Origin of the sequence: Burkholderia anthinoferrum (assembly GCF_002925705.1) — a bacterium.
In the GTDB taxonomy this organism is placed as follows: Bacteria; Pseudomonadota; Gammaproteobacteria; order Burkholderiales; family Burkholderiaceae; genus Burkholderia; species Burkholderia semiarida.
Map to the genome: position 1 here is coordinate 151,860 of NZ_LFZP01000044.1, position 24,109 is coordinate 175,968.

Genomic DNA, 24,109 nt, shown 5'->3' on the forward strand with positions numbered 1-24,109 from the left:
GGCACGTGCCGGCATCGATTGGAAGAACCGGCGGCCGCACGCGCGGGCCGCCACAACTCACGTCACTGACTGGAAGCTGCGAACGACGCGGCGCGCGTGATGCGCGCCGCCGCCGATCATGACAGCTTCCCGTGACATTGCTTGTACTTCTTGCCGCTGCCGCACGGGCACGGATCGTTGCGGCCGACCTTCGGCATTTCGCCGCCGGGCCCGCTGTGCGTCATCGCGCTGCCGACCATGTCGGCCGTCGCCGTGGCCGCCGCGGCTGCCGTGACGTTCGCCACCGGCGCGCCGGCGTCCGCGTAATCGGCATGCTGGTATTCGACGTTCTCGAGATGACCGCTGCGCTCCTCGATCTGCTCGGCGGCTTCCTCGAGCTGCTCCGGCGACTGGATCTGCACGTTCATCACGATGCGCGTGACTTCCTGCTTGATCGCGTCGAGCATCGCGGCGAACAGTTCGAACGCCTCGCGCTTGTACTCCTGCTTCGGGTTCTTCTGCGCGTAGCCGCGCAGATGAATACCCTGGCGCAGGTGGTCGAGCGCCGCGAGGTGCTCGCGCCACAGGCGGTCGACCGTCTGCAGCATCACCGAGCGCTCGAACGCGCTGAACGATTCGCGGCCGACCATCGCGACCTTCGCCTCGTACTGTTCGTCGGCGGCCGTCGTCACGGCGTCGAGGATCTCGTCGGCCGTGATCGACGACGACTCGTTCACCATTTCCTGGATCGCGAGATCGAGCTGCCAGTCGTTGCGCAGCGCTTCCTCGAGCTCCGGCACGTCCCACTGCTCCTCGATGCTGCCTTCCGGCACGAACTGGCGGACGACTTCGGTGATCACCCCGTGACGCATCGCGGTGATCGTCTCGGTGATGTCGTGCGCTTCGAGCAGTTCGTTGCGCTGCTGGTAGATCACCTTGCGCTGGTCGTTCGACACGTCGTCGTATTCGAGCAGCTGCTTGCGGATGTCGAAGTTGCGCGCCTCGACCTTGCGCTGCGCCGATTCGATCGACCGCGTGACGATGCCGGCCTCGATCGCCTCGCCTTCCGGCATCTTCAGGCGATCCATGATCGAGCGCACGCGGTCGCCCGCGAAAATGCGCAGCAGCGGATCGTCGAGCGACAGGTAGAAGCGCGACGAGCCGGGGTCGCCCTGACGGCCCGCACGGCCGCGCAGCTGGTTGTCGATCCGGCGCGATTCGTGGCGCTCGGTGCCGATGATGTGCAGGCCGCCTGCGGCCTTCACCTCCTCGTGCAGCGTTTCCCACTCGTCGTGAAGCTGCTTGATGCGGCGTGCCTTCTCGTCGGCCGGAATCGAATCGTCGGCCTCGATGAACGCCGCCTGCTTCTCCGCGTTGCCGCCGAGCACGATGTCGGTACCGCGGCCGGCCATGTTGGTCGCGATCGTGATGCGCTTCGGACGGCCGGCTTCCGCGACGATCGCCGCTTCACGCTCGTGCTGCTTCGCGTTCAGCACTTCGTGCGGCAGCCCCGCCTGCTTCAGCAGGTGCGACAGCAGTTCGGAGTTCTCGATCGACGTCGTGCCGACCAGCACCGGCTGGCCGCGCTCGTAGCAGTCGCGAATGTCGCGGATCACCGCGTCGTAGCGCTCCTTGGCCGTCTTGTAGATCTGGTCCTGCTTGTCGATCCGCTTCGGCGGGCGGTTGGTCGGGATCACGACCGTCTCGAGGCCGTAGATCTCGTTGAATTCGTACGCTTCGGTGTCCGCGGTACCGGTCATGCCGGCCAGCTTCGCGTACATCCGGAAGTAGTTCTGGAACGTGATCGACGCGAGCGTCTGGTTCTCGCTCTGGATCTTCACGTGCTCCTTCGCCTCGACCGCCTGGTGCAGGCCGTCGGACCAGCGGCGGCCGGCCATCAGGCGGCCCGTGAATTCGTCGACGATCACCACTTCGCCGTTCTGCACGACGTAGTGCTGATCCTTGTGGAACAACGTGTGGGCGCGCAGCGCCGCGTACACGTGGTGCATCAGCGTGATGTTCTGCGGCGCGTACAGGCTCTCGCCCTCGCCGATCAGGCCCCATTCGGCGAGCAAGCGCTCGGCCTTCTCGTGGCCCGATTCCGTCAGGAACACCTGGCGCGACTTTTCGTCGAGCGTGTAGTCACCCGGCTTCTCGACGCCCGTGCCGTCGGCCTTCTCTTCGCCGATCTGGCGCTCGAGCAGCGGCGGCAGTGCGTTCATCCGCACGTACAGCTCGGTGTGATCCTCGGCCTGACCCGAAATGATCAGCGGCGTACGCGCTTCGTCGATCAGGATCGAGTCCACTTCGTCGACGACGGCAAAATTCAGCGCCCGCTGCACGCGCGCGTCGGTCTCGTAGACCATGTTGTCGCGCAGGTAGTCGAAGCCGAATTCGTTGTTCGTGCCGTACGTGATGTCCGCCGCGTACGCCTGCTGCTTCTGGTCGTGCTCCATGCCGGACAGGTTGATGCCGACCGACAGACCGAGGAAGTTGTAGAGGCGCGCCATCCACTCGGCATCGCGCTGCGCGAGGTAGTCGTTGACGGTCACGACGTGCACGCCGCGGCCGGCCAGCGCATTCAGGTACACGGGCAGCGTCGCGACGAGCGTCTTGCCCTCGCCGGTGCGCATTTCCGCGATCTTGCCGTAGTGGAGCACCATGCCGCCGATCAGCTGCACGTCGAAGTGGCGCATCTTCAGCACGCGGCGGCTTGCCTCGCGACAGACCGCGAACGCTTCGGGCAGCAGCTTGTCGAGCGACTCGCCGGCCGCGACCCGCTGGCGGAATTCGTCCGTCTTGCCGCGCAACTGGTCGTCCGTCAGCTTCTCGATCTGCGTTTCGAGCGCATTGATCGTCGCGACGGTCTTTTGGTATTGCTTGACGAGCCGCTGGTTGCGGCTGCCAAAAATTTTCTGGAGAAAACCGGTTGTCATCGGATCGGATCCTGCGTCGCAGCACCGGCGCCCGGCGCGTGTTGCGCGCCCCGGCGCCCGAGCCTCGGCGGCTTAGCGAATTAGTGGACTCAAACGTCGAATTTTAGCACGCGGGGACGCATGCGCCCGCGTCCCGGCCGGACGGCCATCGCGCGCCGGGGCCGGGCGGACAGGGGCGAAAGCCGCGCGTGCGCGAGCCGGCGCGAGTACAATCGGCTGCAACGTCCGCGCGCGTACGCGCTCGAAGAATGCCTCGATGAACCGATTTTCCAAGCGTTTCGGCCCGCTCGCCGCCTATCGTCCGCAACCCGTGTCCGAAGTGCTCGGCCGCACCGACGCGTTCGCGGCGTTGCGCGCCGGCGTCGAGCAGATCGCGTCGCTGCAGCGCGACCTCGGCGCGTGCCTGCCCGATTATCTGGCGAATCACGTCGAACCGGGCTTCATCAAGGACGGCACCCTGACCCTCTTTGCCGCACACAATGCGCTGGCAGCACGGCTGCGGCAGGTCGAAATGCGGCTGCTCGGCGATCTCCAGAAGCGCGGCTGGCCGGTGACGACGCTACGGGTGCGCGTGCGGCCGAAGGACGCGCCCGAACCGCCACATGTGAAGCAGGCGCGGATGACCTCGGCCGGCGCCGCCGCGTTGCGCGACCTCGCCGATCACCTCGAACCGTCGCCGCTGCAGGCGGCGCTCGCGCGGATGGCGGCACGGCACGGCGCGAAGCCGCGTTGATCGCCAGGGCCGCAGGCGGCGGCCAGCCAATAAAAAAGCGACCCGAGGGTCGCTTTTTTATCGCTTGCACTGAACGCAGCTCACGCGAAGGCCGTCTGCGCGTCGAACGCGAACCCCTTCGGCGCCGCCTGCGGATCGTCGAACGTCACGATCTCGTACGCGTCTTCGTGCGCGAGCAGCTCGCGCAGCAACGCGTTGTTCAGCCCGTGGCCCGACTTGTACGCGGTGTACGACGCCAGCAGCGGGTGGCCGATCACGTACAGGTCGCCGATCGCGTCGAGCATCTTGTGCTTCACGAACTCGTCGTCGTAGCGCAGCCCGTCGTTGTTCAGGATCCGGTACTCGTCGAGCACGATCGCGTTGTCCATGCTGCCGCCGCGGGCGAGACCCAGCTCGCGCATCATTTCGACTTCATGGGCAAAACCGAACGTGCGCGCGCGCGCGATCTCGCGTACGTACGACGTATTCGCGAAATCGACCTCCAACTCCTGGCCGGTCTTGTCGACGGCCGGGTGACGGAAGTCGATCGTGAACTTCAGCTTGAAGCCGAAATACGGATCGAGACGCGCGAACTTGTCGCCATCGCGAATTTCGACCGGCTTCTTCACCTGGATGAAGCGCTTCGGCGCGTTCTGCTCTTCGATGCCGGCGGATTGAATCAGGAACACGAAGGACGCGGCGCTGCCGTCCATGATCGGGATTTCCTCGGCCGTCACGTCGACATAGAGGTTGTCGATGCCGAGGCCGGCGCACGCCGACATCAGGTGCTCGACCGTCGACACGCGCGCGCCATCCTTCTGCAGCACCGACGCGAGCCGCGTGTCGCCGATCGACATCGCGGAGGCCGGAATATCGACGGGCGTGGGCAGGTCGACGCGCGAGAACACGATACCCGTGCCCGGCGCGGCCGGACGGAGCGTCAGTTCGACCTTGCGGCCCGAGTGGAGACCGATACCGACGGTCTTCACGATGGATTTGATGGTGCGCTGCTTCAACATGGTCTTCTTCGTCTTGATTGAGGATATCAATCAGGAGTTATATTCGATAGGCGCGATTATAGCGTAATTCCCAATTCAACGCTGTCTGAAACTGCGTATCAATCTGTTTCGACTGTTTACCCGCGCCGATACGGGACGGGCCGATGCCCGGAACGGAGGCGTTTCCGGTCATCGACCCGTGTTACAACTGCCCTGAGGCCGGCGAGCAGCGTTGCCGGAAGGCAACGGCGCGCCGCACGATCAGGACGTCAACGTCGCGAGCACACTCGCCGCATCGCTCACTTCGAATTTGCCCGGCGCCTCGACGGCCAGCGTCTTGACCACACCGCCGTCGATCACCATCGCGTAGCGCAGGGAACGAATTCCCATGCCACGCGCGGACAAATCCTGCGTCAGCCCCAGCGCATGAGTGAAAGCCGCGCTGCCGTCCGCCATCATGCGCACCTTGCCCGCGGTGTGCAGATCACGTCCCCATGCGCCCATCACGAATGCGTCGTTGACGGACACGCACCAGATCTCGTCGATACCCGCCGCGCGCAGTTGCTCGGCGTGCTCGACGTAGCCCGGCACATGCTGCGCCGAGCAGGTCGGCGTGAACGCGCCCGGCAATCCGAAGATCACCACCCGCTTTCCCGCAACCTGGTCGCGCACGCTGAAGGCATTCGGCCCCAGCGTGCACCCTTCGCGCGCGTCGTCGACGAACTCGAACAATTGCGCGTCGGGCAGCGCGTCGCCCACTTGAATCATGGCTGGTCCCTCATAGCGATACGGTTTTTCAGCGTGTCGCGGACAGCACGGCCCATCCCGCTCCGCTCAAGCGAAGAGGGCACCTTTCCCGGCCCGGCGTCGCATCCGACGCGGCCTGTCGTGGTCCGTGGCATCCGTCACGCCGGCGATACCGCGGCGGTGTCGCCGCGGCTTCGCCTGTGTTTGCGTCAGTCAGCCTGCTTGCGCAGGAAAGCCGGGATGTCGTACGTGTCGACCCCCTTCTCCTGCAGCGCCTGCACGTGCGATGCCGCGGTTTCGCGCGAGTTGCGCCACACCGCCGGCGTATCGAGCGCGCCGTAGTCGGCCGTGCTGACGTGATGCGCCGGCGCATAGCCGTGCGACACCGCGCTGACCGGCTGGTTGTCCGTACCCGTGCGCAGCAGCGTCATCGGTGCCGACTGCTGCTTCTTCGCCGCACGGCCCAGACCCGTCGCCACGACCGTCACGCGCAACGCATCGCCCATCGCGTCGTCGTACACCGCACCGAAGATCACCGTCGCATCTTCCGCCGCGTAGCTCTTGATCGTGTTCATCACTTCGCGCGTTTCCGACAGGCGCAGCGAACGGCTCGACGTGATGTTGACCAGCACGCCGCGCGCGCCCGACAGATCGACGCCTTCGAGCAGCGGGCTCGCCACGGCCTGTTCCGCCGCGAGGCGCGCGCGATCGACGCCGGCGACCGTCGCCGTGCCCATCATCGCCTTGCCCTGCTCGCCCATCACCGTCTTCACGTCCTCGAAGTCGACGTTCACGAGGCCGTCGACGTTGATGATTTCCGCGATACCCGCCACCGCGTTGTTCAACACGTCGTCCGCGCACTGGAAGCACTTGTCCATCTCGGCGTCGTCGCCCATCACGTCGAACAGCTTGTCGTTCAGCACGACGATCAGCGAGTCGACGTGATCCTCCAGTTGCTGCGAGCCTGCTTCGGCGACGCGCATGCGCTTGCCGCCTTCGAACTCGAACGGCTTGCTGACGACACCGACCGTCAGAATGCCCATCTCCTTCGCGATCTGCGCGACCACCGGCGCCGCGCCCGTGCCCGTGCCGCCACCCATGCCGGCCGTGATGAATACCATGTGCGCGCCGCGCAGTGCGTCGGCGATGCGCTCACGCGCCTCTTCCGCTGCCGCACGGCCCATTTCCGGCTTCGCACCGGCGCCAAGACCCGTGTTGCCGAGCTGGATCACCGACGATGCGCGCGAACGCGACAGCGCCTGGGCGTCCGTGTTCATCACGATGAAATCGACGCCCTGCACGCCGCGGTTGATCATGTGCTGGACGGCATTGCCGCCAGCGCCGCCAACGCCGACCACCTTGATGATGGTGCCGTTGGTCTCGGTTTCCAGCATTTCGAATTCCATGTTGCCTCCGTCAAGAGAATGACTGCTACTCGGCCGTTATTCGGCAGGAGATCGGGCAACCCCCTGTCGCGCGCCAGCCGCCGGCACCAGCGCGAATTTCGATTCGGTTCGACTCGTCAGAAGTTGCTCAGGAACCACTCCTTCATCCGCGAGAACACCTGCCCGGCGTTGCCGGACTGCACGGCGACCTTGCGGCCGCGCATGCGCTGCGCACTGCCTTCGACGAGCAACCCCATCGCCGTCGAGTAGCGCGGATTGCGCACGACGTCGGAGAGGCCGCCTGCATATTCCGGCGCGCCGATGCGCACCGGTTTCAGGAAAATGTCTTCGCCGAGCTCGACCATGCCCGGCATCATCGACGCGCCGCCGGTAATGACCACGCCGGAGCTCAGGAGTTCTTCGTAACCGGACTCGCGCACGACCTGCTGCACGAGCGAGAACAGTTCCTCGACGCGCGGCTCGATCACGGCCGCGAGCGCCTGGCGCGACAGCGTGCGCGGGCCGCGTTCGCCGAGGCCCGGCACTTCGACCATTTCGTCCGGATCGGCGAGCGCCTGCTTCGCGATCCCGTAGCCGACCTTGATGTCTTCCGCATCCGGCGTCGGCGTGCGCAGCGCCATCGCGATGTCGCTCGTGATCTGGTCGCCGGCGATCGGAATCACCGCTGTGTGGCGGATCGCGCCTTCGGCGAAGATCGCGATGTCCGTCGTGCCGCCGCCGATGTCGACCAGCACCACGCCGAGATCCTTCTCGTCTTCCGTCAGCACCGCCAGCGACGACGCGAGCGGCTGCAGGATCAGGTCGTTCACTTCCAGCCCGCAGCGGCGCACGCACTTGACGATGTTCTGCGCGGCGCTCACCGCGCCCGTCACGATGTGCACCTTCACTTCCAGCCGGATGCCGCTCATCCCGATCGGCTCGCGCACGTCTTCCTGGCCGTCGATGATGAATTCCTGCGTGAGGATGTGCAGCACCTGCTGGTCGGTCGGGATGTTGATCGCCTTCGCGGTCTCGATCACGCGCGCGACGTCCGTCTGCGTGACCTCCTTGTCCTTGATCGCGACCATCCCGCTCGAGTTGAAGCTGCGGATATGGCTGCCCGCGATCCCCGTAAACACGTTGGTGATCTTGCAGTCGGCCATCAGCTCGGCTTCCTCGAGCGCGCGCTGGATCGACTGCACGGTGGCCTCGATGTTGACCACCACACCTTTCTTCAGACCCTTCGACTCGCTCTGGCCGAGACCGATCACCTCGTAGTGGCCCTCGCCTTTCAGCTCGGCGACGATGGCCACTACCTTCGACGTGCCGATGTCGAGGGAAACCAGCAGATCCTTGTAGTCTTTGCTCATAAAGTGCTCTTGCGTGTGATCTCTCGTTACTTCTTGCGCTTGTCGGTATCGGTGAGGAACCGCATGCCTGCCGCGCGAATCGCGAATCCGTTCGGATAACGCAGATCCGCGTACTCGATGTCGTTGCCCCAACGCTCCGTGACGGCCGGCCACGCGGCCACCAGGCGCTGGCTCCGGTCATGCAGCGTGTCGCTGTTGCGTTCCTTGCCCAGCTCGACCTGCATGCCGTTCGACAGCTTCACCGTCCACGCGTACCGCGCCGACAGCGTCACTTCTTCCGGCGCCGCCTTCAGCGGCGCAAACCATTTCCCGAAGTCGCGATACCGCGTGACGACTTCCTTCGCACTGCCTTCCGGGCCGTCGAACGCCGGCAGTTCCTGCTCCAGCTCGCCCTGGTTCGCGGTGAACAGCTCGCCGTCGACGCTCACCAGCTGATCGCTGCCCCAGGTCCCGAGCGGCTTGTACTCCTCGAGCGTGACAGCCAGCGCATTCGGCCACACCCGGCGCACGCTCGCGTGACGCACCCACGGCATCTGCTCGAACGCGGCACGCGCCGCATCGAGATCGACCGTGAAGAAATTGCCCTTGAGCCGGCCGACCACGCCCGCGCGCACTGTCGGCGAGTTGATGTGCTCGGTGTCGCCGTCGATCCGGATTTCCCGCAGCGCGAACGTCGGGCGCTGGATCAGCCAGTAGCAGCCGGCCGCCGCCAACACGAGCAGCAGCAGCGCGTACAGCGCGCTGGCGGCAAGGTTGAGTTGGCGAACGTTGTTCCACATACGTCGTTCCGTTCCTGCGTCAGTCGTTGAGCGTGAGCGACAACACCTTCACGACCAGCTCCGAATAGCCGATGCCGACCGCGCGCGCGGCCTTCGGCGGCAGCGAGTGGTCGGTCATCCCGGGGGCCGTGTTCACTTCCAGGAAATACGCATTGCCGGCCGCGTCGAGCATGAAATCCGCACGGCCCCAGTCGGTGCAGCCGAGCACGTCGAACGCGCGGCGCGCGATGCGCTTCAATTCCGCCTCCTGTTGCGCCGGCAGGCCGCACGGGATCAGGTACTGCGTATCGTCGGCGACGTACTTCGCGTGGTAGTCGTAGAACTCGCCCGCCGGCACGATCTTGATCAGCGGCAGGTCGAGATCGCCGGCGATGCACGCGGTGTATTCGCCGCCGCCTTCGATGCTCTTCTCCACGATCACGATCTTGTCGTGCGTCGCGGCTTCCGCGAGCGCGGCCGGCAGCGCGTCGGCCGTCTTCACCTTCAGGACCGCGACGCTCGAGCCTTCGCTCGCCGGCTTCACGAACAGCGGCAGGCCGAGCTTCGCGACAATGTCGGTCGCGCGCGCGGCCAGATCGTCGCCGCGCATCACCGTCTCGAACGGCGGCGTCGGCACGCCCGTCTGCTGCCACACGAGCTTCGTGCGGAACTTGTCGAGGCCGAGCGCCGACCCGAGCACGCCGCTGCCCGTGTAGCGGATCCCGTAGAAATCGAGCGCGCCCTGGATCTGGCCGTTCTCGCCGTAGCCGCCGTGCAGCGCGTTGAACGCGCGCACGAAGCCTTCGTCCTTCAGCGCCGACAGCGGCCGCTCGGCCGGGTCGAACGGATGCGCGTCGACGCCCGCGTCACGCAGGCCCTGCAGCACGAGGCGGCCCGAGGTGAGCGACACCTCGCGCTCGGCGGATTCGCCGCCGAACAACACCGCCACCTTGCCGAAGCGTTTCGGATCGATTCCGCTCATGCCGACCTCCGCCGGGCCGCCCCAAGGAGGCTGACCGCCCCCGCGGGGGGCAGCGAACGAAGTAAGCGTGGGAGTCGTTTCATGTCATGCCTTCTGTTCAGTGTGTTGCACGAGCTTCGCCGGCACGCCGCCGATCGAACCCGCGCCCATCGTGATCACCACGTCGCCGTTCTGCGCGACTTTCGCCAATGCGTCCGGCACGTCGTCGACCGTCGCGACGAACACCGGGTCGACCTTGCCCGCCGCGCGCAGCGCACGCGACAGCGCGTCGCCGCTGGCCGTCGGGATCGCGGCCTCGCCGGCCGCGTAGACTTCCGTCAGCACCAGCGCATCGACCGTCGACAGCACGTTGACGAAATCGTCGAAGCAGTCGCGCGTGCGCGTGTAGCGGTGCGGCTGGAACGCCAGCACGAGGCGGCGGCCCGGGAACGCACCGCGCGCGGCCGCGATCGTTGCGGCCATCTCGACCGGGTGATGGCCGTAGTCGTCGATCAGCGTGTACTGGCCGCCGTCCGCGCTCGGCACTTCGCCGTAACGCTGGAAGCGCCGGCCGACGCCGTTGAATTCCGCCAGCGCCAGCTGGATCGCGTCGTCCGACACGCCGAGATCGGTCGCGATCGCGATCGCCGCGAGTGCGTTCTGCACGTTGTGCAGGCCGGGCATGTTCAGCACCACCGCGAGCGGCGCGCGACCTTCGCGGATCACGTTGAAATGCATCCGGCCGTCGCGCGCGTCGATGTCCTCCGCGCGCACCTGCGCGTCCGGCGACAGGCCGTAGCGCACGACCGGCTTCGAAATGAACGGAATGATCTGCCGCACGTTCGGATCGTCGACGCACACCACCGCGCTGCCGTAGAACGGCAGGCGCTGCGTGAACTCGATGAACGCCTGCTTGAGCCGCGCGAAATCGTGGCCGTAGGTGTCCATGTGGTCGGCGTCGATGTTCGTGATGACTTCGATCACCGGATACAGATTCAGGAACGACGCGTCCGACTCGTCGGCCTCGGCGACGATGAAGTCGCCCGTGCCGAGCCGTGCATTCGCGCCGGCGCTGATCAGCCGGCCGCCGATCACGAACGTCGGGTCCAGCCCGCCCGCCGCGAGCACGCTCGCGACGAGGCTCGTCGTCGTGGTCTTGCCGTGCGTGCCGGCGATCGCGATGCCCTGCTTCAGGCGCATCAGTTCCGCCAGCATCACCGCGCGCTGCACGATCGGCACGCCCTGGTGGCGAGCGGCCAGCACTTCCGGATTGTCCGAACGCACGGCCGTCGACACGACGACCGCGTTCGCGCCCTCGATGTTCGCCGCGTCGTGGCCGATCGCGATCCGCGCGCCCAGCGCCGCGAGGCGATCGGTCACCGCGTTGCGCGACAGGTCCGAGCCGCTGACCGCGTAGCCGAGGTTGACGAGCACTTCGGCGATGCCGCTCATGCCCGCGCCGCCGATCCCGACGAAATGAATGTGTTTGACGATGTGTTTCATTGCAGTTGTTCCAGGTTCGCGCCGGCCGCCTTCGCGCACACACGCGCGACTTCGTCGGTGGCCTCGGGCTTCGCGAGCGAGCGCGAACGTTCCGCCATCTCCGCGAGCGATGCCCGCGACTGGCCGCGCAGCCAGTCGGCGAGCAGTTCCGCCGACAGGTCGCGTTGTTGCACCAGCACGGCCGCACCGGCATCGGCGAGGAACGCGGCGTTGGTCGTCTGGTGATCGTCGACCGCGTACGGGAACGGCACGAATAGCGCCGCCACGCCCACCGCCGCGATCTCCGACACCGTCATCGCGCCCGACCGGCAGATCACCAGATCCGCCGCCGCATACGCGGCCGCCATGTCGTCGATGAACGGCACGAGCCGCACGTCTTCGCCGGCCGCGAAACCGGCCGCTTCGTAATTCGCCTTCAATGCATCGATGTGCTTCACGCCGGCCTGGTGCACGACGCGCGGGCGCTCGCCCGGCGCCAGCAGCGCCAGCGCGCGCGGCACGACTTCGTTCAGCGCGGCCGCCCCGAGGCTGCCGCCGACGACCAGCACGTTCAGCGGGCCGCTGCGCGACGCATAGCGCGCCTGGGGCGGCTCGGTGTGCGCAAGTTCCGCGCGAATCGGGTTGCCCGTCCATTCCGCGTGCGGCAGCGCGCCGGGGAACGCGACGAGCACGCGCTTCGCGAGTTTCGCGAGCACCTTGTTCGTCAGGCCCGCGATCGAATTCTGTTCATGCAGCACGAGCGGACGCCCCGACAGCGCGGTCATCACACCCGCCGGGAACGTGATGTAGCCGCCCATCCCGAGCACGACGTCCGGCCGCACGCGGCGCAGCGCGCCGAGGCTCTGCCAGCATGCGCGCAGCAGGTTGACCGGCAGCGTCAGCTTGGTCTTCAGGCCCTTGCCGCGCAGCCCGCCGAACCGCACGTACTCCATCGGAATGCCGTGCTTCGGCACGAGCGTCGCTTCCATCCCGGCCGGATTGCCGAGCCATACGACGCGCCAGCCCGCCGCTTCCATCCGGTGCGCGACCGCGAGCCCCGGGAACACGTGGCCCCCGGTGCCGCCTGCCATCACCATCAGCGTGCGTTGCGACGCGGTCATACCTTCCCTCCCCGCATCAGCAAGAATGAACGCATGTTTTGGCTACGGCCGCTTCGCTTAACTTCGCGCGCTTCGCGCACGAAGTTAGCCTTCACCGAAATCGCGTACTGACGCGGGGAGGTCATACCTTCCCTCCCCGCATCAGTACGCGATTTTCGTAATCGACCCGCAGCAGCACCGCGAGCGCGACGCAGTTCAGCAAAATGCCCGAACCGCCGTAGCTCACGAGCGGCAGCGTCAGGCCCTTGGTCGGCAGCAGCCCAAGGTTCACGCCCATGTTGATGAACGTCTGCGCGCCGAACCAGATGCCGATGCCCTTCGCCATCAGGCCCGCGAACGTGCGATCGAGCGCGAGCGCCTGGCGGCCGATCTCGAACGCGCGGCGCACGATCCAGTAGAACAGCAGAATCACGACCAGCACGCCGATGAAACCGAGCTCCTCGCCGATCACCGCGAGGATGAAGTCGGTATGCGCTTCCGGCAGGTAGTTCAGCTTCTCGACGCTACCGCCGAGACCGACGCCGAACCATTCGCCGCGGCCGAACGCGATCAGCGAGTGCGTGAGCTGGTAGGCCTTGCCCTGCGCGTAGCGTTCGTCCCACGGATCGAGATACGCGAAGATCCGCTCGCGACGCCACGGCGACAGCCACACGAGCATCGTGAACGTGCCGACCGCCGTCGCGACGAGGCCGCCGAACAGCTTGCCGTTCACGCCGCCGAGGAACAGCACGCCCATCGCGATCGCGGCGACCACCATGAACGCGCCCATGTCGGGCTCGAGCAGCAGCAGCGCGCCGACGAGACCGACCGCGAAGGCCATCGGCAGGAAGCCCTTCGCGAAACTCTGCATGTATTCCTGCTTGCGCACCGTGTAGTTCGCCGCGTAAATCGTCACCGCGAGCTTCATGATTTCCGATGGCTGCATGTTCGTGATGCCGAGCGGAATCCAGCGGCGCGCACCGTTCACGCCCTTGCCGACGTGCGGAATCAGCACGATCACGAGGCCGACGAGCGCGATCAGGAAAAGATGCGGCGCGTATTTATCCCAGGTCGACACCGGCACGCGGAACGCGATCACCGCCGCGCCGAACGCGACGCCGAGCGACACGCAGTGGCGCATCAGGAACGCGTAATCGTGATACGACGCGTATTTTGGCGAATCGGGCATCGCGATCGACGCCGAATACACCATCACGACGCCGAGCCCGAGCAGCGCGATCGCGACCCACAGCAGCGAATAGTCGAAATCGAGCATCCGCGAACGGGTCGGACGCACGCCGTTGACGACGCTGGCGAGGCCGCCCGTCGCGGCGCGCGTGGCCGATGCGACGCGGCCGCCCGCGGCGTTGCCGCCGGTGTCGCGTCGGTCGTTGAAACGGGAGACGAGGCGATCGGACCAGCTCATGGCGTCGCTCCTTTGTCGATGGCGATGGCGTCGACCGCCGCGCGGAACACTTCCGCACGATGGGCGTAGTTCCTGAACATGTCGAGGCTCGCGCACGCGGGCGACAGCAGCACCGCATCGCCAGGCTCGGCCAGCTCGGCCGCCGCGTGCACGGCGCCTTCGAGCGTCGCGTGGTCGGCGAGCGGCACGCCCGTTTCGGCGAGCGTGTCGCGCAGCGCCGGCGCGTCGCGGCCGATCAGCATCACCGCGCGGCACCAGCGCGCGACCGGCGCGACGAGCGGCGCGAAATCCTGCCCCTTGCCGTCGCCGCCCGCGATCAGCACGGTCTTCTGCGCGAGCCCGTCGAGCGCGGCCACCGTCGCGCCGACGTTCGTCCCCTTGCTGTCGTCGACGTAGTCGACGTCGTCGATCGTCGCGATCACTTCGACGCGATGCGCTTCGCCGCGGTATTCGCGCAGCGCGTGCAGCAGCGGCGCGGCCGGCAGATCGATCGCGCGAGCGAGCGCAAACGCGGCCAGCGCGTTCGCCGCGTTGTGCAGCCCGCGGATGCGCAGCGCGTCGACCGGCATCAGGCGCTTCTGCGCGATGTCGGGCGTGTGCGCGGCGTCGCGCTTGCGCCGGCGGGTCGTCGCCTCATCCGGCGCGTCGCGATCGACGGCCTCCACCAGCCACGCGATGCCGTTGTCGCGCGACAGCCCGTAGTCGCCGTCCTGCGTCGGCTCGTTCAGGCCGAACGTGACCGTGCGCGGCGCGTCGGCCGCGCCGGCTGCCGGCGCGAACTTCATCACGGCCGCGTCGTCGCGGTTCAGCACGCGCGTCGTCGTCGCGCCGAAGATCCGGCCCTTTGCCTGCGCGTACGCGTCGAAGCTGCCGTGCCAGTCGAGGTGGTCCTGCGTGATGTTGAGGATCGCGGCCGCATCGGGCGCGAACGTGCGTGCGGTCTCGAGCTGGAAGCTCGACAGTTCGAGCACCCAGACGTCCGGCAACGCGGTTTCGTCGATCGCGCTCGCGAGCCGGTCGAGCATCGCCGGGCTGATGTTGCCCGCGACGGCGACCTTCTTGCCCGAGCGCTGGCACAGCAGGCCCGTGAGGCTCGTCGTCGTGGTCTTGCCGTTGGTGCCGGTAATCGCGAGCACCTTCGGCTGGTAGCCGCTCGTGCCGAGCGCGCGCAGCGCCTGCGCGAAGAATTCCAGCTCGCCCCATACCGCGATGCCGCGCTCGTTCGCGGCCGCGACCAGCGCCGCGAGCGCCGGCTCCAGCGGCGACAGCCCGGGGCTCAGCCCGACGATCTCGACGCCGCCGTCGAGCAGCGCGGGCGTGAACGCCCCGCCGACGAATTCCGCGTCGATGCCTTCGGCCTGCAGCGCGGCAAGGTTCGGCGGCGCCTCGCGGGTATCGGCAATACGCAGCCGGCACCCGTGCCTCGCGCACCATCGCGCGATCGCAAGACCCGATTCCCCGAGCCCCAGTACGAGCACCATCGGCCGTTGCCGATCTCCAAACATCTCGCCAGACATCCTTGTTACCTTTCCTTTACCGCAGCTTGAGGGTGGTCAGACCGAACAGGCACAGCATCAGCGTGATGATCCAGAAACGCACGACCACCTGCGTTTCCTTCCAGCCGGACAATTCGAAATGGTGATGCAGCGGCGCCATCTTCAGCAGGCGCCGGCCTTCGCCATAACGCTTCTTCGTGTACTTGAACCACGACACCTGCAGCATCACCGACAGCGTTTCCGCGACGAAGATGCCGCCCATGATGAACAGCACGATTTCCTGGCGCACGATCACCGCGACCGTGCCGAGCGCGCCGCCCAGCGCCAGCGCGCCGACGTCGCCCATGAACACCTGCGCGGGGTGCGTGTTGTACCAGAGGAACGCGAGCCCGGCTCCGCCCATCGCGGAACAGAAGATCAGCAGTTCGCCCGCGCCGGGGATGTGCGGAAACAGCAGGTATTTTGAATAGACCGCGCTGCCCATCACGTACGCGAACACACCCAGCGACGCGCCGACCAGCACGACCGGCATGATCACGAGGCCGTCGAGGCCGTCGGTCAGGTTCACCGCGTTGCTCGCGCCGACGATCACGAAGTAGGTCAGCACGATGAAGCCCCACACGCCGAGCGGGTAGCTGATCGACTTCAGGAACGGCAGCATCAGGTCGGCGCGCGCCGGCAGCCCCATCGACAGGCCGCTCCTCACCCACGCCATGAACAGGTCGAACACGCGCACGTTGTTCGCCTCGGACACGCTGAACGCGAGATAGACGGCCGCGAACAGTCCGATCACCGACTGCCAGAAATACTTCTCGCGCGACGACATCCCGCGCGGGTCCTTGTGGACGACCTTGCGGTAATCGTCGACCCAGCCGATCACGCCGAAACCGAACGTGACGAGCATCACGATCCAGATGAAACGGTTCGTCAGGTCGCCCCACAGCAGCGTCGCGACCGCGATGCCGATCAGGATCAGCACGCCGCCCATCGTCGGCGTGCCGGACTTGACGAGGTGGGTCTGCGGGCCGTCCTTGCGCACGGCCTGCCCGACCTTCATTTGCGTCAGCTTGCGGATCACCCACGGTCCGCACACGAGCCCGATCCCGAGCGCGGTGATGGTGGCCATCACCGCACGGAACGTGAGGTACGTGAACAAGCGCAAAAAGCTTGCGTCTCCTTGCAGCCATTGCGCCAGCGCCAGCAGCATGCTTCCTTCCTTCTACTCAGTGTGCGGCGGGCACCGTGCCCGCCGCGGGTTGGTTCGTCAGCGCGTCGACCACGCGCTCCATCTTCATGTACCGCGAGCCCTTCACGAGCACCGTCGCCTGCGCGCCGTAACCGGCCGCGAGCAGCGCCGACACGAGCGCGCCGACGTCGCCGAAATGGCGTGCGGTGTCGCCGTAGGCCGTGCACGCGTCGCGCGATGCGTCGCCGAGCGCGAACAGCGCGTCGATCCCGCGTTCGCGCGCGTACGCGCCGATCTCGCGGTGGAAGGCCGGCCCTTCGTCGCCGACCTCGCCCATGTCGCCGATCACCAGCACGCGCGGCGCCGGATGCGCGGCGAGCACGTCGATCGCGGCGCGCATCGAATCCGGGTTCGCGTTGTACGTATCGTCGACGACCGTCGAGCCGGCGAGGCTGCCGACGCTCGCCTGCTTCACCTGCAGCCGGCCCTTGACCGGTTCGAACGATTCGAGCCCCTGCCGGATCGCCGACAGCGCGACGCCGGCGCCGAGCGCCGCGGCCGTCGCGGCGAGTGCGTTGCGCGCGTTGTGTTCGCCGAGCGCGCGCAGCCGCACCGTGACGGCACCCGCCGGCGTGTCGATCGCGAGTTCGCCGCCGTGCAGGCGACCGACGACCTGCGCGTCGTTCTGCCGTTCGGCGTCGTGCAGCGCGAAATCGAGGATCCGGTTGCCGGTCGCCGCGACGCGCCAGATGCTTGCGTACGCGTCGTCGGCCGGGAACACCGCGACGCCGTCCGGCGGCAGCGCATGGATCACGGCTGCGTGTTCGAGCGCGACGGCTTCGACCGTCGCCATGAATTCCTGGTGCTCGCGCTGCGCGTTGTTGACGAGCGCGACCGTCGGCGCGGTAAGACGCGCGAGGACTTCGGTTTCGCCCGGGTGGTTCATGCCGATCTCGATCACCGCGAGACGATGCGCGGCCGACAGGCGCAGCAGCGTCAGCGGCAGGCCGACATCGTTGTTCAGGTTGCCGGCCGTCGCGAGCCGCGCGTCGGCGCCTACCGCCGCCGCGAGGATCGACGCGATCATTTCCTTGACGGTCGTCTTGCCGTTGCTGCCCGTCACCGCGACGAGCGGCAGCGGGAACCGCATCCGCCAGCCGTGCGCGAGCGCGCCGAGCGCGGCACGCGTTTCGCCGCCTTCGATCATCGGCATCGCGATGCCCGCCGACGCGTGCGCGACGAGTGCCGCGGCCGCTCCGCGCGCGGCGACGTCGCCGAGAAAGTCGTGCGCGTCGAAGCGCTCGCCCTTCAGCGCGACGAACAGGTCGCCCGGGCCGACCGTGCGGCTGTCGGTCGACACGCGATCGAACGTGACGCCCGCGTCGCCGTGGACGGTGGCGCCGGGAATCAGGCGGGCGGCTTCGCCGAGACTGAGCATCGTCATTCGGCGCCTCCCTTGCCGTGCGTCGCGCGCGCCGCGAGCGCGAGCCGTGCGTGGTCCTGGTCGGAGAATGCGCGTTTCTTGCCCATGATTTCCTGCGTGGCCTCGTGGCCCTTGCCGGCCAGCACGACGACGTCCTCGCGTGCGGCACCGCGCACGGCCTGCAGGATCGCGCTCGCGCGATCCTCGATACGGCGTGCGCGATCGGGTGCGGTCATGCCCGCGACGACCTGATCGATGATGCGCTGCGGATCTTCGCTGCGCGGGTTGTCGCTCGTGACGACTGCTTCGTCGGCAAGCCGCTCCACGATCGCGCCCATCAGCGGGCGCTTCGTCGCATCGCGATCGCCGCCGCAGCCGAACATGCAGATCAGCCGGCCACCGCGCGCCGCGGCGATCGGGCGCAGCGCATCGAGCGTCTTTTCGAGCGCATCGGGCGTGTGTGCGTAGTCGATCACGACGAGCGGTTCGTCGTTCTGCAGCCGGCCGCCAAGCCGCTGCATCCGGCCGTTGACCGACTCGAGCCGCTCGATCTCGGCGAGTGCCGCGTCGAACGGCACGTCGGCCGCGAGCAGCGAACCGAGCACGGCAAGCAGGTTGCTGACGTTGAACGTGCCGAGCGTGCCGACCTCGACGTCCGCGTCGCCCCACGACGAACGCAGGCGGAATGCGGTACCCGTCGCGGTGGCGCGCACGTCGAGCGCGACCAGCGCGCGATCGGCGTCGGGCGCCGGTGCGTCGCCGATTCCGTACGCGATCGTGCGCACGCGGCCGGCCAGTTTCTCGAGCAGGCGGCGGCCTGCCGCGTCGTCGCGGTTGATCACCGCCGCGCGCAGGCCGCGCCATGCGAACAGCTTCGCCTTCGCGGCCTCGTACGCGTCGAACGTGCCGTGATAGTCGAGGTGATCCTGCGTGAGGTTCGTAAACACCGCGATGTCGAACGCCGTTCCGTTCACGCGCCCCTGGTGCAGCGCGTGCGACGATACTTCCATCGCCACGGCCTGCGCGCCCGCGTCGCGCAATTGCGCGAGGCTGCGCTGCAGCTGCGGCGCGTCGGGCGTCGTGAAGCCCGTCGGCACGAGCTGGCCGGGCATCCCGGTGCCGAGCGTGCCGATCACCGCGCACGGCTCGCGCAGCGCCGTCAGTGCGGTGGCGATCCATTGCGTGCACGACGTCTTGCCGTTCGTGCCCGTGACACCGATCGCGAGCAGGCTGTCGCTCGGATCGCCGTACCAGCCGCTGGCGATCTCGCCGGCGAGTTGATCGAGCGCCGGCACCGCGAGCGCGACGGGTACGGCCGGCGCGTCGACCAGCCCTTCCGGCTGATACAGCACGGCGGCCGCGCCGCGTGCGACGGCGTCGGCCATGAAAGCGCGGTTATCTGCCCCGTCGACCGCATACGCGACGAACACGTCGCCAGCCTCGAGGCTGCGCGTGTCGGCATGCAGTTGCGCCGCGGGGGCCACATGCTGACGCAGCCACGCGAGCGCGGCTGCGATCTGCTGATGCGCCGGATGGGAACTGCGGGCGGCGCTCATCGAACAACTCCTGGTGAATTACGGGTCGTGCTGGATACGATCATATGCTTCGCGCCGCCCCCCGTAGCCAGCTTTTGCGGGCCTTTTGCGGCGGCGGAATCCGGCGAATCGCCGGACACGACGAGCTGCTTGATCGGCATGTTCGGCGGGACGTTCAACGCGCGCATCGTGTCGCCGGCGATCGCCGAGAATACGGGGCCCGACACCTGGCCACCGAAGTGGCTGCCGGCCGTCGGCTCGTCGACCGACACCGCGATCACGACGCGCGGGTTCGGCATCGGCGCCATCCCGACGAACGACGCGCGGTACTTGCGCGTGTAGCCGTGGCCTTCGTGCTTGTACGCGGTGCCGCTCTTGCCGCCGACGCGATAGCCCGGCACGGCCGCATCCGGCGACGTGCCGCCCGGCGCGACGACCGTCTCGAGCATCGCGCGTACTTCGCGCGCGGTGGTCGGGTTGAACACCTGCGTGCCCGCGATCGGCTGATTGGGGTCGGTCTTGAAAATGGTCACGGGCATCAGCTCGCCGTCGTGCGCGATCGCCGTATACGCCCGCGCGAGCTGGAACAGCGACACCGACAGGCCGTAGCCGTACGACATCGTCGCCTGCTCGATGCGGCGCCAGCTCTTCCACGGCCGCAGGCGGCCGGCCACCGCGCCCGGGAAGCCGACCTTCGGCGCCTGGCCGAGGCCGATGCTCGTATACATGTTCCACATTTCCTCGGGCCGCATCGTCATCGCGATCTTCGTCGCGCCGATGTTGCTCGACTTCTGGATCACGCCGCCGACCGTCAGCGTGCCGAAGCCGGCGTCATCGGTAATCGGCGCGCCGTCGAGCACGAAATGCCCGTTGCCCGTCTCGACGAGCGTGTTCGGCGTCACGCGGTGCAAGTCGAGCGCGAGCGATACCGTAAACGGCTTCATGATCGAGCCTGGCTCGAACACGTCGGTCATGATCCGGTTGCGCAACTGCTCGCCGGTCATGCGCGAGCGGTCGTTCGGGTTGTACGTCGGATAGTTGACGAGCGCGAGCACTTCGCCGGTACGCACGTCGACGACCATCGCCGCGCCGGCCTTCGCCTTGAACTTCTCGACGGCGGCCTTCAGGTTCGCGTACGCGATGTACTGGATCTTGCTGTCGATCGACAGGTCGACGTCGGTGCCGTTGTGCGGCGGGATCTGCTCGGCGACATCCTCGACGATGTGCCCCATCCGGTCCTTGATCACGCGACGCATGCCCGACGTGCCGGACAGCATCTTCTGGTCGCCCAGCTCGACGCCTTCCTGCCCTTCGTCCTCGACGTTCGTGAACCCGATCAGGTGAGCGGTGATCTCGCCTTCCGGGTAGAAGCGCTTGTATTCGTTGCGCTGATAGATGCCGGGAATGTCGAGCGCGGCGACCTTGTCCGCGACGTCGATCGGCACCTGGCGCTTCACGTAGACGAAGCCCTTGTCTTCCGACAGCTTCACGCGCAGTTCCTTCGGCGTCATGCCGAGGAGCTTGCCGAGCTGGTTGATCTTGTCGGCGTCGAGATCGTCCGGCACCGCGTCGGGAATCGCCCAGATCGCGCGCACGGGCAGGCTCGTCGCGAGCACGAGCCCGTTGCGGTCGAGGATCTTGCCGCGCGTCGCGGGCAGTTCGATCGTGCGCTGGTAGCGGCTTTCGCCCTGCTTCTGATAGAACGCGTTGCCGGGCCCCTGGATCCAGAACGCCCGCGCGGCCAGCGCGACGAACGCCATGAACAGCAGGAACACGACGAGCTTCGAGCGCCACATCGGCAGATGCACGCCCAGCACCGGGCTCGACGAGAACTTCACGTTCTGGCGCTTCGGGGACGGCTTCATCGCGCGCCTCCCTTGCCCTTGCCGGCCGTGTCGGCCGACGCCGGGATCGGCGCGTCGATCGCCTTCGCGGCGCCCGGCGGCAGCGTCAGGTATTGCGTGCGGCCCGTCGAGATCGCCTGCATCTTCAGCGAATCGTTCGCGAGCTGCTCGATGCGCGACGTCTTCGACAGCGCGCTCTGCTGATATTGAAGCTGCGCGTAGTCCTGCTGGAGCTGACGCTCCTGCGACTGCGCGCGCTGCAGCTGGATGAAGATCTGGCGTTGCTGGTTCGTCGAGTTGACGACCGACAGCGCGCAACCCATCACGATGATCAGCAGGAAGATATTGAGGCGGCTCATGGTGTGACGCGCTCCGCGATGCGCATCACGGCCGAGCGGGCGCGCGGATTCGCGGCGACTTCCGCGTCGCTCGGAAACTGGCGGCTGATGATCTTGAGCGGCGGGCTCGGGAGATCGACGGCACGGATCGGCAGGCGACGATCGACCGCAGGCGCACTCGCGTGCGCCTGCATGAATCGCTTGACGATCCGGTCCTCGAGTGAATGAAAGCTGATGACCACCAGCCGCCCCCCTTGCTCCAGCAACGACAGTGCCGCGTCTAGTACGACTTGCAGGTCCGCAAGCTCTTGATTGACGTGAATCCGTATAGCCTGAAAGGTGCGGGTTGCCGGATCCTTGCCCTTCTCACGGGTTTTGACGACGTGACCCACGATTTGGGCAAGCTCGCCCGTGGTGTCGAGAGGCCCAAGACGGTCGGACTCTGCCCGGCGAGCAACAAGCGCCTTTGCAATCTGAAAAGCAAACCGTTCTTCCCCATAATCCCGTATCACCTCCGTCAATTCCTGCACCGAAGCCCGCGCGAGCCATTCGGCCGCCGACTCGCCACGCGTCGGATCCATTCGCATGTCCAGCGGACCATCGGCGCGGAAACTGAAGCCGCGCGCCGGATCGTCCACCTGCGGCGAGGACACGCCCAGGTCCAGCAACACCCCCGACACCTTCTCGACGCCGCGCGCCGCAAGCGCGTCGCGCATCGATGCAAAGCTGTCATGCACGATCGAGAAGCGCGCATCCTCGATGCCCTGCGCCGTCTCGATCGCCCTCGGATCCTTGTCGAACGCGATCAGCCGCCCGGCCGCCGCCAGCCGCGCGAGCACCGCGCGGCTGTGACCGCCGCGCCCGAACGTGCCGTCGACATACACGCCGTCCGGCCGCGTCACGAGCGACTCGACCGCCTCATCCAACAGCACCGTCCGATGCCGCAATTCATTTCCCATCGCGGGCGTCTCCGTCACCGCAATCAGAACGTGAAATTCTTCAGCGCGTCGGGCATGCCCTGCGCCATCGCTGCCTGCTCCTTCGCGTTGTAGGTCTGCGAATCCCACAGCTCGAAGTGACTACCCATTCCCAACAACATGACTTCCTTTTCCAGTCCGGCTGCCATGCGCAGCTCGGGCGATACGAGAATCCGGCCCGCGCTGTCGAGATCGACATCCATCGCATTGCCGAGAAAAATTCGCCGCCACCAGTGCGCGTCCATCGGCAGCGCGGCGATCTTGGCGCGGAACACTTCCCATTCGGGGCGCGGAAACAGCAACAGGCAGCCGTCCGGGTGCTTGGTCACAGTCACCCGTCCTTCTGCCTGTCCTTGCAGCGCTTCGCGATAGCGAGCCGGCACCGACATCCGCCCTTTCGCATCGAGCGTCAGCGCCGACGCCCCTTGGAACACTTTCCGCTCTCCCGTTCAGGGCACCGAAGCACCCGCTCAATGCTGAGAATTTAGCCGGAACAGCCTGCTAAATCACACAAAAATACACTTTCTCACACTGTCTCCCACTTTAGTGGAAGGGTGTGGCACGGTCAAGGGAGCGGCCCGCTTTTTTGACGAATTTTGTTAGTTAGAACAAGGACTTACGCGCACAAGCTCATGCGACCCCTCATACCAAAAACCGTTATAAATGAATGAGCTAGTGCAACTTGTGAAGGTGATACGTGAGAAAGACGGGCCAGACGGGCGTGCGGACGGGGCTTTCGGGGGCGGGAAAACGAGGAGTAGGCGGGCGATACCGGAGGCGGCGAACCGGGGCGACGTCCCACGCCGCCCCGGCGCAAATCTCAGAGATAGTACGCGGTGCTCGTCATGACTTTCGACGCGGCACGCATCAGCATCCGCGCGGGCAGCGGCAGCTCGATCCCGCCGGCGTCGGTCGCGGCCTTCCCGTGCTTCACTTCGTCGATCCGCATCTGGTCGACGATGGCGCGCGACGCGGCGTCGGTGGCCGGCAACTCCGACATGTGACCTTCGAGATGGCTCTCGACCTGCCGCTCCGTCTCGGCCATGAAGCCGAGGCTGACCTTGTCGCCGAGGGTGCCGGCCGCCACGCCGATCGCGAGCGCGCCGGCATACCACAGCGGGTTCAGCAGGCTCGGCCGCGAGTCGAGTTCCTTCAGCCGGTGCGCGGTCCACGCGAGGTGATCCTCCTCCTCGCGCGCGGCCTCCTCGAACATCGCCTTCGCCGACGCCGTGCGCGCGGTGAGCTTCTGCGCCTGGTAGAGCGCCTGCGCGCAGACCTCGCCGACGTGGTTCACACGCATCAGTCCGGCCGCGTGCGTGCGCTCGGCGAGCGTCAGTTCGACGTCCGGCGCATCGGCCGGCACGGGCACCGGCCGGCTCATCCGGCTAATGCCGGTCAGCGATCGCAGGCCACGATCGAATTCGCTGATCAGTTCATCCAACACCATCCTGTTCTC

Annotated in this window: 20 protein-coding genes; 1 reads left to right on the forward strand and 19 read right to left on the reverse strand. The window is 67.0% G+C overall.

Annotated elements, in window-relative coordinates; all coding sequences use genetic code 11:
• Positions 1 to 116: 116 nt before the first annotated feature.
• Positions 117 to 2,915, reverse strand: a complete 2,799-nt coding sequence (gene secA, locus C5F75_RS16375; RefSeq protein ID WP_059580857.1) for a preprotein translocase subunit SecA — start codon at positions 2,913 to 2,915, stop codon at positions 117 to 119.
• Between the two features lie 256 nt (positions 2,916 to 3,171).
• Between secA and C5F75_RS16380 the strand changes: the two genes are divergently transcribed.
• Positions 3,172 to 3,648: a DUF721 domain-containing protein gene (locus C5F75_RS16380; RefSeq protein ID WP_059580855.1), complete on the forward strand. Its 477-nt coding sequence runs from the start codon at positions 3,172 to 3,174 to the stop codon at positions 3,646 to 3,648.
• Between the two features lie 80 nt (positions 3,649 to 3,728).
• Here the strand turns inward: C5F75_RS16380 and lpxC are convergent, their stop codons facing one another.
• The 18 genes from lpxC to coq7 form a co-directional block, all read right to left on the reverse strand.
• Complete coding sequence (gene lpxC, locus C5F75_RS16385) at positions 3,729 to 4,646, reverse strand: UDP-3-O-acyl-N-acetylglucosamine deacetylase (protein WP_059580853.1); 918 nt, start codon at positions 4,644 to 4,646, stop codon at positions 3,729 to 3,731.
• A 240-nt stretch (positions 4,647 to 4,886) separates the two neighbouring features.
• Complete coding sequence (locus C5F75_RS16390; RefSeq protein WP_059580848.1) at positions 4,887 to 5,393, reverse strand: peroxiredoxin; 507 nt, start codon at positions 5,391 to 5,393, stop codon at positions 4,887 to 4,889.
• A 188-nt stretch (positions 5,394 to 5,581) separates the two neighbouring features.
• Positions 5,582 to 6,778, reverse strand: coding sequence for a cell division protein FtsZ (ftsZ, locus tag C5F75_RS16395; RefSeq protein WP_021159911.1), 1,197 nt, complete (start codon positions 6,776 to 6,778; stop codon positions 5,582 to 5,584).
• Positions 6,779 to 6,894: 116 nt separating this feature from the next.
• The gene (gene ftsA, locus C5F75_RS16400; protein ID WP_006487138.1) at positions 6,895 to 8,127 is read right to left on the reverse strand and encodes a cell division protein FtsA; all 1,233 of its coding nucleotides are present in this window, start codon (positions 8,125 to 8,127) and stop codon (positions 6,895 to 6,897) included.
• Between the two features lie 26 nt (positions 8,128 to 8,153).
• Positions 8,154 to 8,906 (reverse strand): cell division protein FtsQ/DivIB, encoded by a 753-nt coding sequence (locus tag C5F75_RS16405; protein WP_034186356.1) that lies wholly within the window; start codon positions 8,904 to 8,906, stop codon positions 8,154 to 8,156.
• A gap of 19 nt (positions 8,907 to 8,925) precedes the next feature.
• On the reverse strand, positions 8,926 to 9,867 hold the full coding sequence (locus C5F75_RS16410) for a D-alanine--D-alanine ligase (RefSeq protein WP_034206326.1): 942 nt from the start codon (positions 9,865 to 9,867) through the stop codon (positions 8,926 to 8,928).
• Between the two features lie 84 nt (positions 9,868 to 9,951).
• Positions 9,952 to 11,349, reverse strand: coding sequence for a UDP-N-acetylmuramate--L-alanine ligase (gene murC / locus C5F75_RS16415; protein WP_059580845.1), 1,398 nt, complete (start codon positions 11,347 to 11,349; stop codon positions 9,952 to 9,954).
• A complete protein-coding gene (murG, locus tag C5F75_RS16420; RefSeq protein ID WP_059580842.1) occupies positions 11,346 to 12,449 on the reverse strand; it encodes an undecaprenyldiphospho-muramoylpentapeptide beta-N-acetylglucosaminyltransferase in 1,104 nt (367 codons plus the stop codon). Before murG ends, murC begins: the two co-directional genes overlap by 4 nt.
• Positions 12,450 to 12,570: 121 nt before the next feature.
• Positions 12,571 to 13,854, reverse strand: coding sequence for a putative lipid II flippase FtsW (gene ftsW / locus C5F75_RS16425; RefSeq protein WP_059580840.1), 1,284 nt, complete (start codon positions 13,852 to 13,854; stop codon positions 12,571 to 12,573).
• Positions 13,851 to 15,359 (reverse strand): UDP-N-acetylmuramoyl-L-alanine--D-glutamate ligase, encoded by a 1,509-nt coding sequence (gene murD, locus C5F75_RS16430; RefSeq protein ID WP_059608821.1) that lies wholly within the window; start codon positions 15,357 to 15,359, stop codon positions 13,851 to 13,853. The genes ftsW and murD overlap by 4 nt, the downstream gene beginning before the upstream one ends.
• Before the next feature lie 28 nt (positions 15,360 to 15,387).
• On the reverse strand, positions 15,388 to 16,557 hold the full coding sequence (gene mraY / locus C5F75_RS16435) for a phospho-N-acetylmuramoyl-pentapeptide-transferase (protein WP_006477019.1): 1,170 nt from the start codon (positions 16,555 to 16,557) through the stop codon (positions 15,388 to 15,390).
• A gap of 16 nt (positions 16,558 to 16,573) precedes the next feature.
• Positions 16,574 to 17,980 (reverse strand): UDP-N-acetylmuramoyl-tripeptide--D-alanyl-D-alanine ligase, encoded by a 1,407-nt coding sequence (locus C5F75_RS16440; RefSeq protein ID WP_059580834.1) that lies wholly within the window; start codon positions 17,978 to 17,980, stop codon positions 16,574 to 16,576.
• Positions 17,977 to 19,515, reverse strand: coding sequence for a UDP-N-acetylmuramoyl-L-alanyl-D-glutamate--2,6-diaminopimelate ligase (locus tag C5F75_RS16445; protein WP_059580831.1), 1,539 nt, complete (start codon positions 19,513 to 19,515; stop codon positions 17,977 to 17,979). Before C5F75_RS16445 ends, C5F75_RS16440 begins: the two co-directional genes overlap by 4 nt.
• Positions 19,512 to 21,359, reverse strand: a complete 1,848-nt coding sequence (locus C5F75_RS16450) for a peptidoglycan D,D-transpeptidase FtsI family protein (RefSeq protein ID WP_059580829.1) — start codon at positions 21,357 to 21,359, stop codon at positions 19,512 to 19,514. The genes C5F75_RS16445 and C5F75_RS16450 overlap by 4 nt, the downstream gene beginning before the upstream one ends.
• Positions 21,356 to 21,697, reverse strand: a complete 342-nt coding sequence (gene ftsL, locus C5F75_RS16455; RefSeq protein WP_059580826.1) for a cell division protein FtsL — start codon at positions 21,695 to 21,697, stop codon at positions 21,356 to 21,358. Before ftsL ends, C5F75_RS16450 begins: the two co-directional genes overlap by 4 nt.
• Entirely contained in the window at positions 21,694 to 22,635 is a 942-nt protein-coding gene (gene rsmH / locus C5F75_RS16460) for a 16S rRNA (cytosine(1402)-N(4))-methyltransferase RsmH (RefSeq protein ID WP_059581194.1), read from the reverse strand. Before rsmH ends, ftsL begins: the two co-directional genes overlap by 4 nt.
• 23 nt (positions 22,636 to 22,658) lie before the next feature.
• Positions 22,659 to 23,087 (reverse strand): division/cell wall cluster transcriptional repressor MraZ, encoded by a 429-nt coding sequence (gene mraZ, locus C5F75_RS16465; protein WP_006487094.1) that lies wholly within the window; start codon positions 23,085 to 23,087, stop codon positions 22,659 to 22,661.
• 386 nt (positions 23,088 to 23,473) lie between these two features.
• Complete coding sequence (gene coq7 / locus C5F75_RS16470) at positions 23,474 to 24,100, reverse strand: 2-polyprenyl-3-methyl-6-methoxy-1,4-benzoquinone monooxygenase (RefSeq protein WP_059580823.1); 627 nt, start codon at positions 24,098 to 24,100, stop codon at positions 23,474 to 23,476.
• Positions 24,101 to 24,109 lie beyond the last annotated feature (9 nt).

Bases quoted from the DNA above. Each gene is read 5' to 3' on its own strand.
- C5F75_RS16390 (WP_059580848.1), bottom strand. From the start codon at position 5,393: ATGATTCAAGTGGGCGACGCGCTGCCCGACGCGCAATTGTTCGAGTTC.
- mraY (WP_006477019.1), bottom strand. From the start codon at position 16,557: ATGCTGCTGGCGCTGGCGCAATGGCTGCAAGGAGACGCAAGCTTTTTG.
- C5F75_RS16410 (WP_034206326.1), bottom strand. From the start codon at position 9,867: ATGAGCGGAATCGATCCGAAACGCTTCGGCAAGGTGGCGGTGTTGTTC.
- C5F75_RS16405 (WP_034186356.1), bottom strand. From the start codon at position 8,906: ATGTGGAACAACGTTCGCCAACTCAACCTTGCCGCCAGCGCGCTGTAC.
- coq7 (WP_059580823.1), bottom strand. From the start codon at position 24,100: ATGGTGTTGGATGAACTGATCAGCGAATTCGATCGTGGCCTGCGATCG.
- ftsW (WP_059580840.1), bottom strand. From the start codon at position 13,854: ATGAGCTGGTCCGATCGCCTCGTCTCCCGTTTCAACGACCGACGCGAC.
- murD (WP_059608821.1), bottom strand. From the start codon at position 15,359: ATGTTTGGAGATCGGCAACGGCCGATGGTGCTCGTACTGGGGCTCGGG.
- ftsA (WP_006487138.1), bottom strand. From the start codon at position 8,127: ATGAGCAAAGACTACAAGGATCTGCTGGTTTCCCTCGACATCGGCACG.
- C5F75_RS16380 (WP_059580855.1), top strand. From the start codon at position 3,172: ATGAACCGATTTTCCAAGCGTTTCGGCCCGCTCGCCGCCTATCGTCCG.
- ftsL (WP_059580826.1), bottom strand. From the start codon at position 21,697: ATGAGCCGCCTCAATATCTTCCTGCTGATCATCGTGATGGGTTGCGCG.
- murG (WP_059580842.1), bottom strand. From the start codon at position 12,449: ATGACCGCGTCGCAACGCACGCTGATGGTGATGGCAGGCGGCACCGGG.
- C5F75_RS16440 (WP_059580834.1), bottom strand. From the start codon at position 17,980: ATGACGATGCTCAGTCTCGGCGAAGCCGCCCGCCTGATTCCCGGCGCC.
- secA (WP_059580857.1), bottom strand. From the start codon at position 2,915: ATGACAACCGGTTTTCTCCAGAAAATTTTTGGCAGCCGCAACCAGCGG.
- rsmH (WP_059581194.1), bottom strand. From the start codon at position 22,635: ATGGGAAATGAATTGCGGCATCGGACGGTGCTGTTGGATGAGGCGGTC.
- ftsZ (WP_021159911.1), bottom strand. From the start codon at position 6,778: ATGGAATTCGAAATGCTGGAAACCGAGACCAACGGCACCATCATCAAG.
- lpxC (WP_059580853.1), bottom strand. From the start codon at position 4,646: ATGTTGAAGCAGCGCACCATCAAATCCATCGTGAAGACCGTCGGTATC.
- C5F75_RS16450 (WP_059580829.1), bottom strand. From the start codon at position 21,359: ATGAAGCCGTCCCCGAAGCGCCAGAACGTGAAGTTCTCGTCGAGCCCG.
- murC (WP_059580845.1), bottom strand. From the start codon at position 11,349: ATGAAACACATCGTCAAACACATTCATTTCGTCGGGATCGGCGGCGCG.
- C5F75_RS16445 (WP_059580831.1), bottom strand. From the start codon at position 19,515: ATGAGCGCCGCCCGCAGTTCCCATCCGGCGCATCAGCAGATCGCAGCC.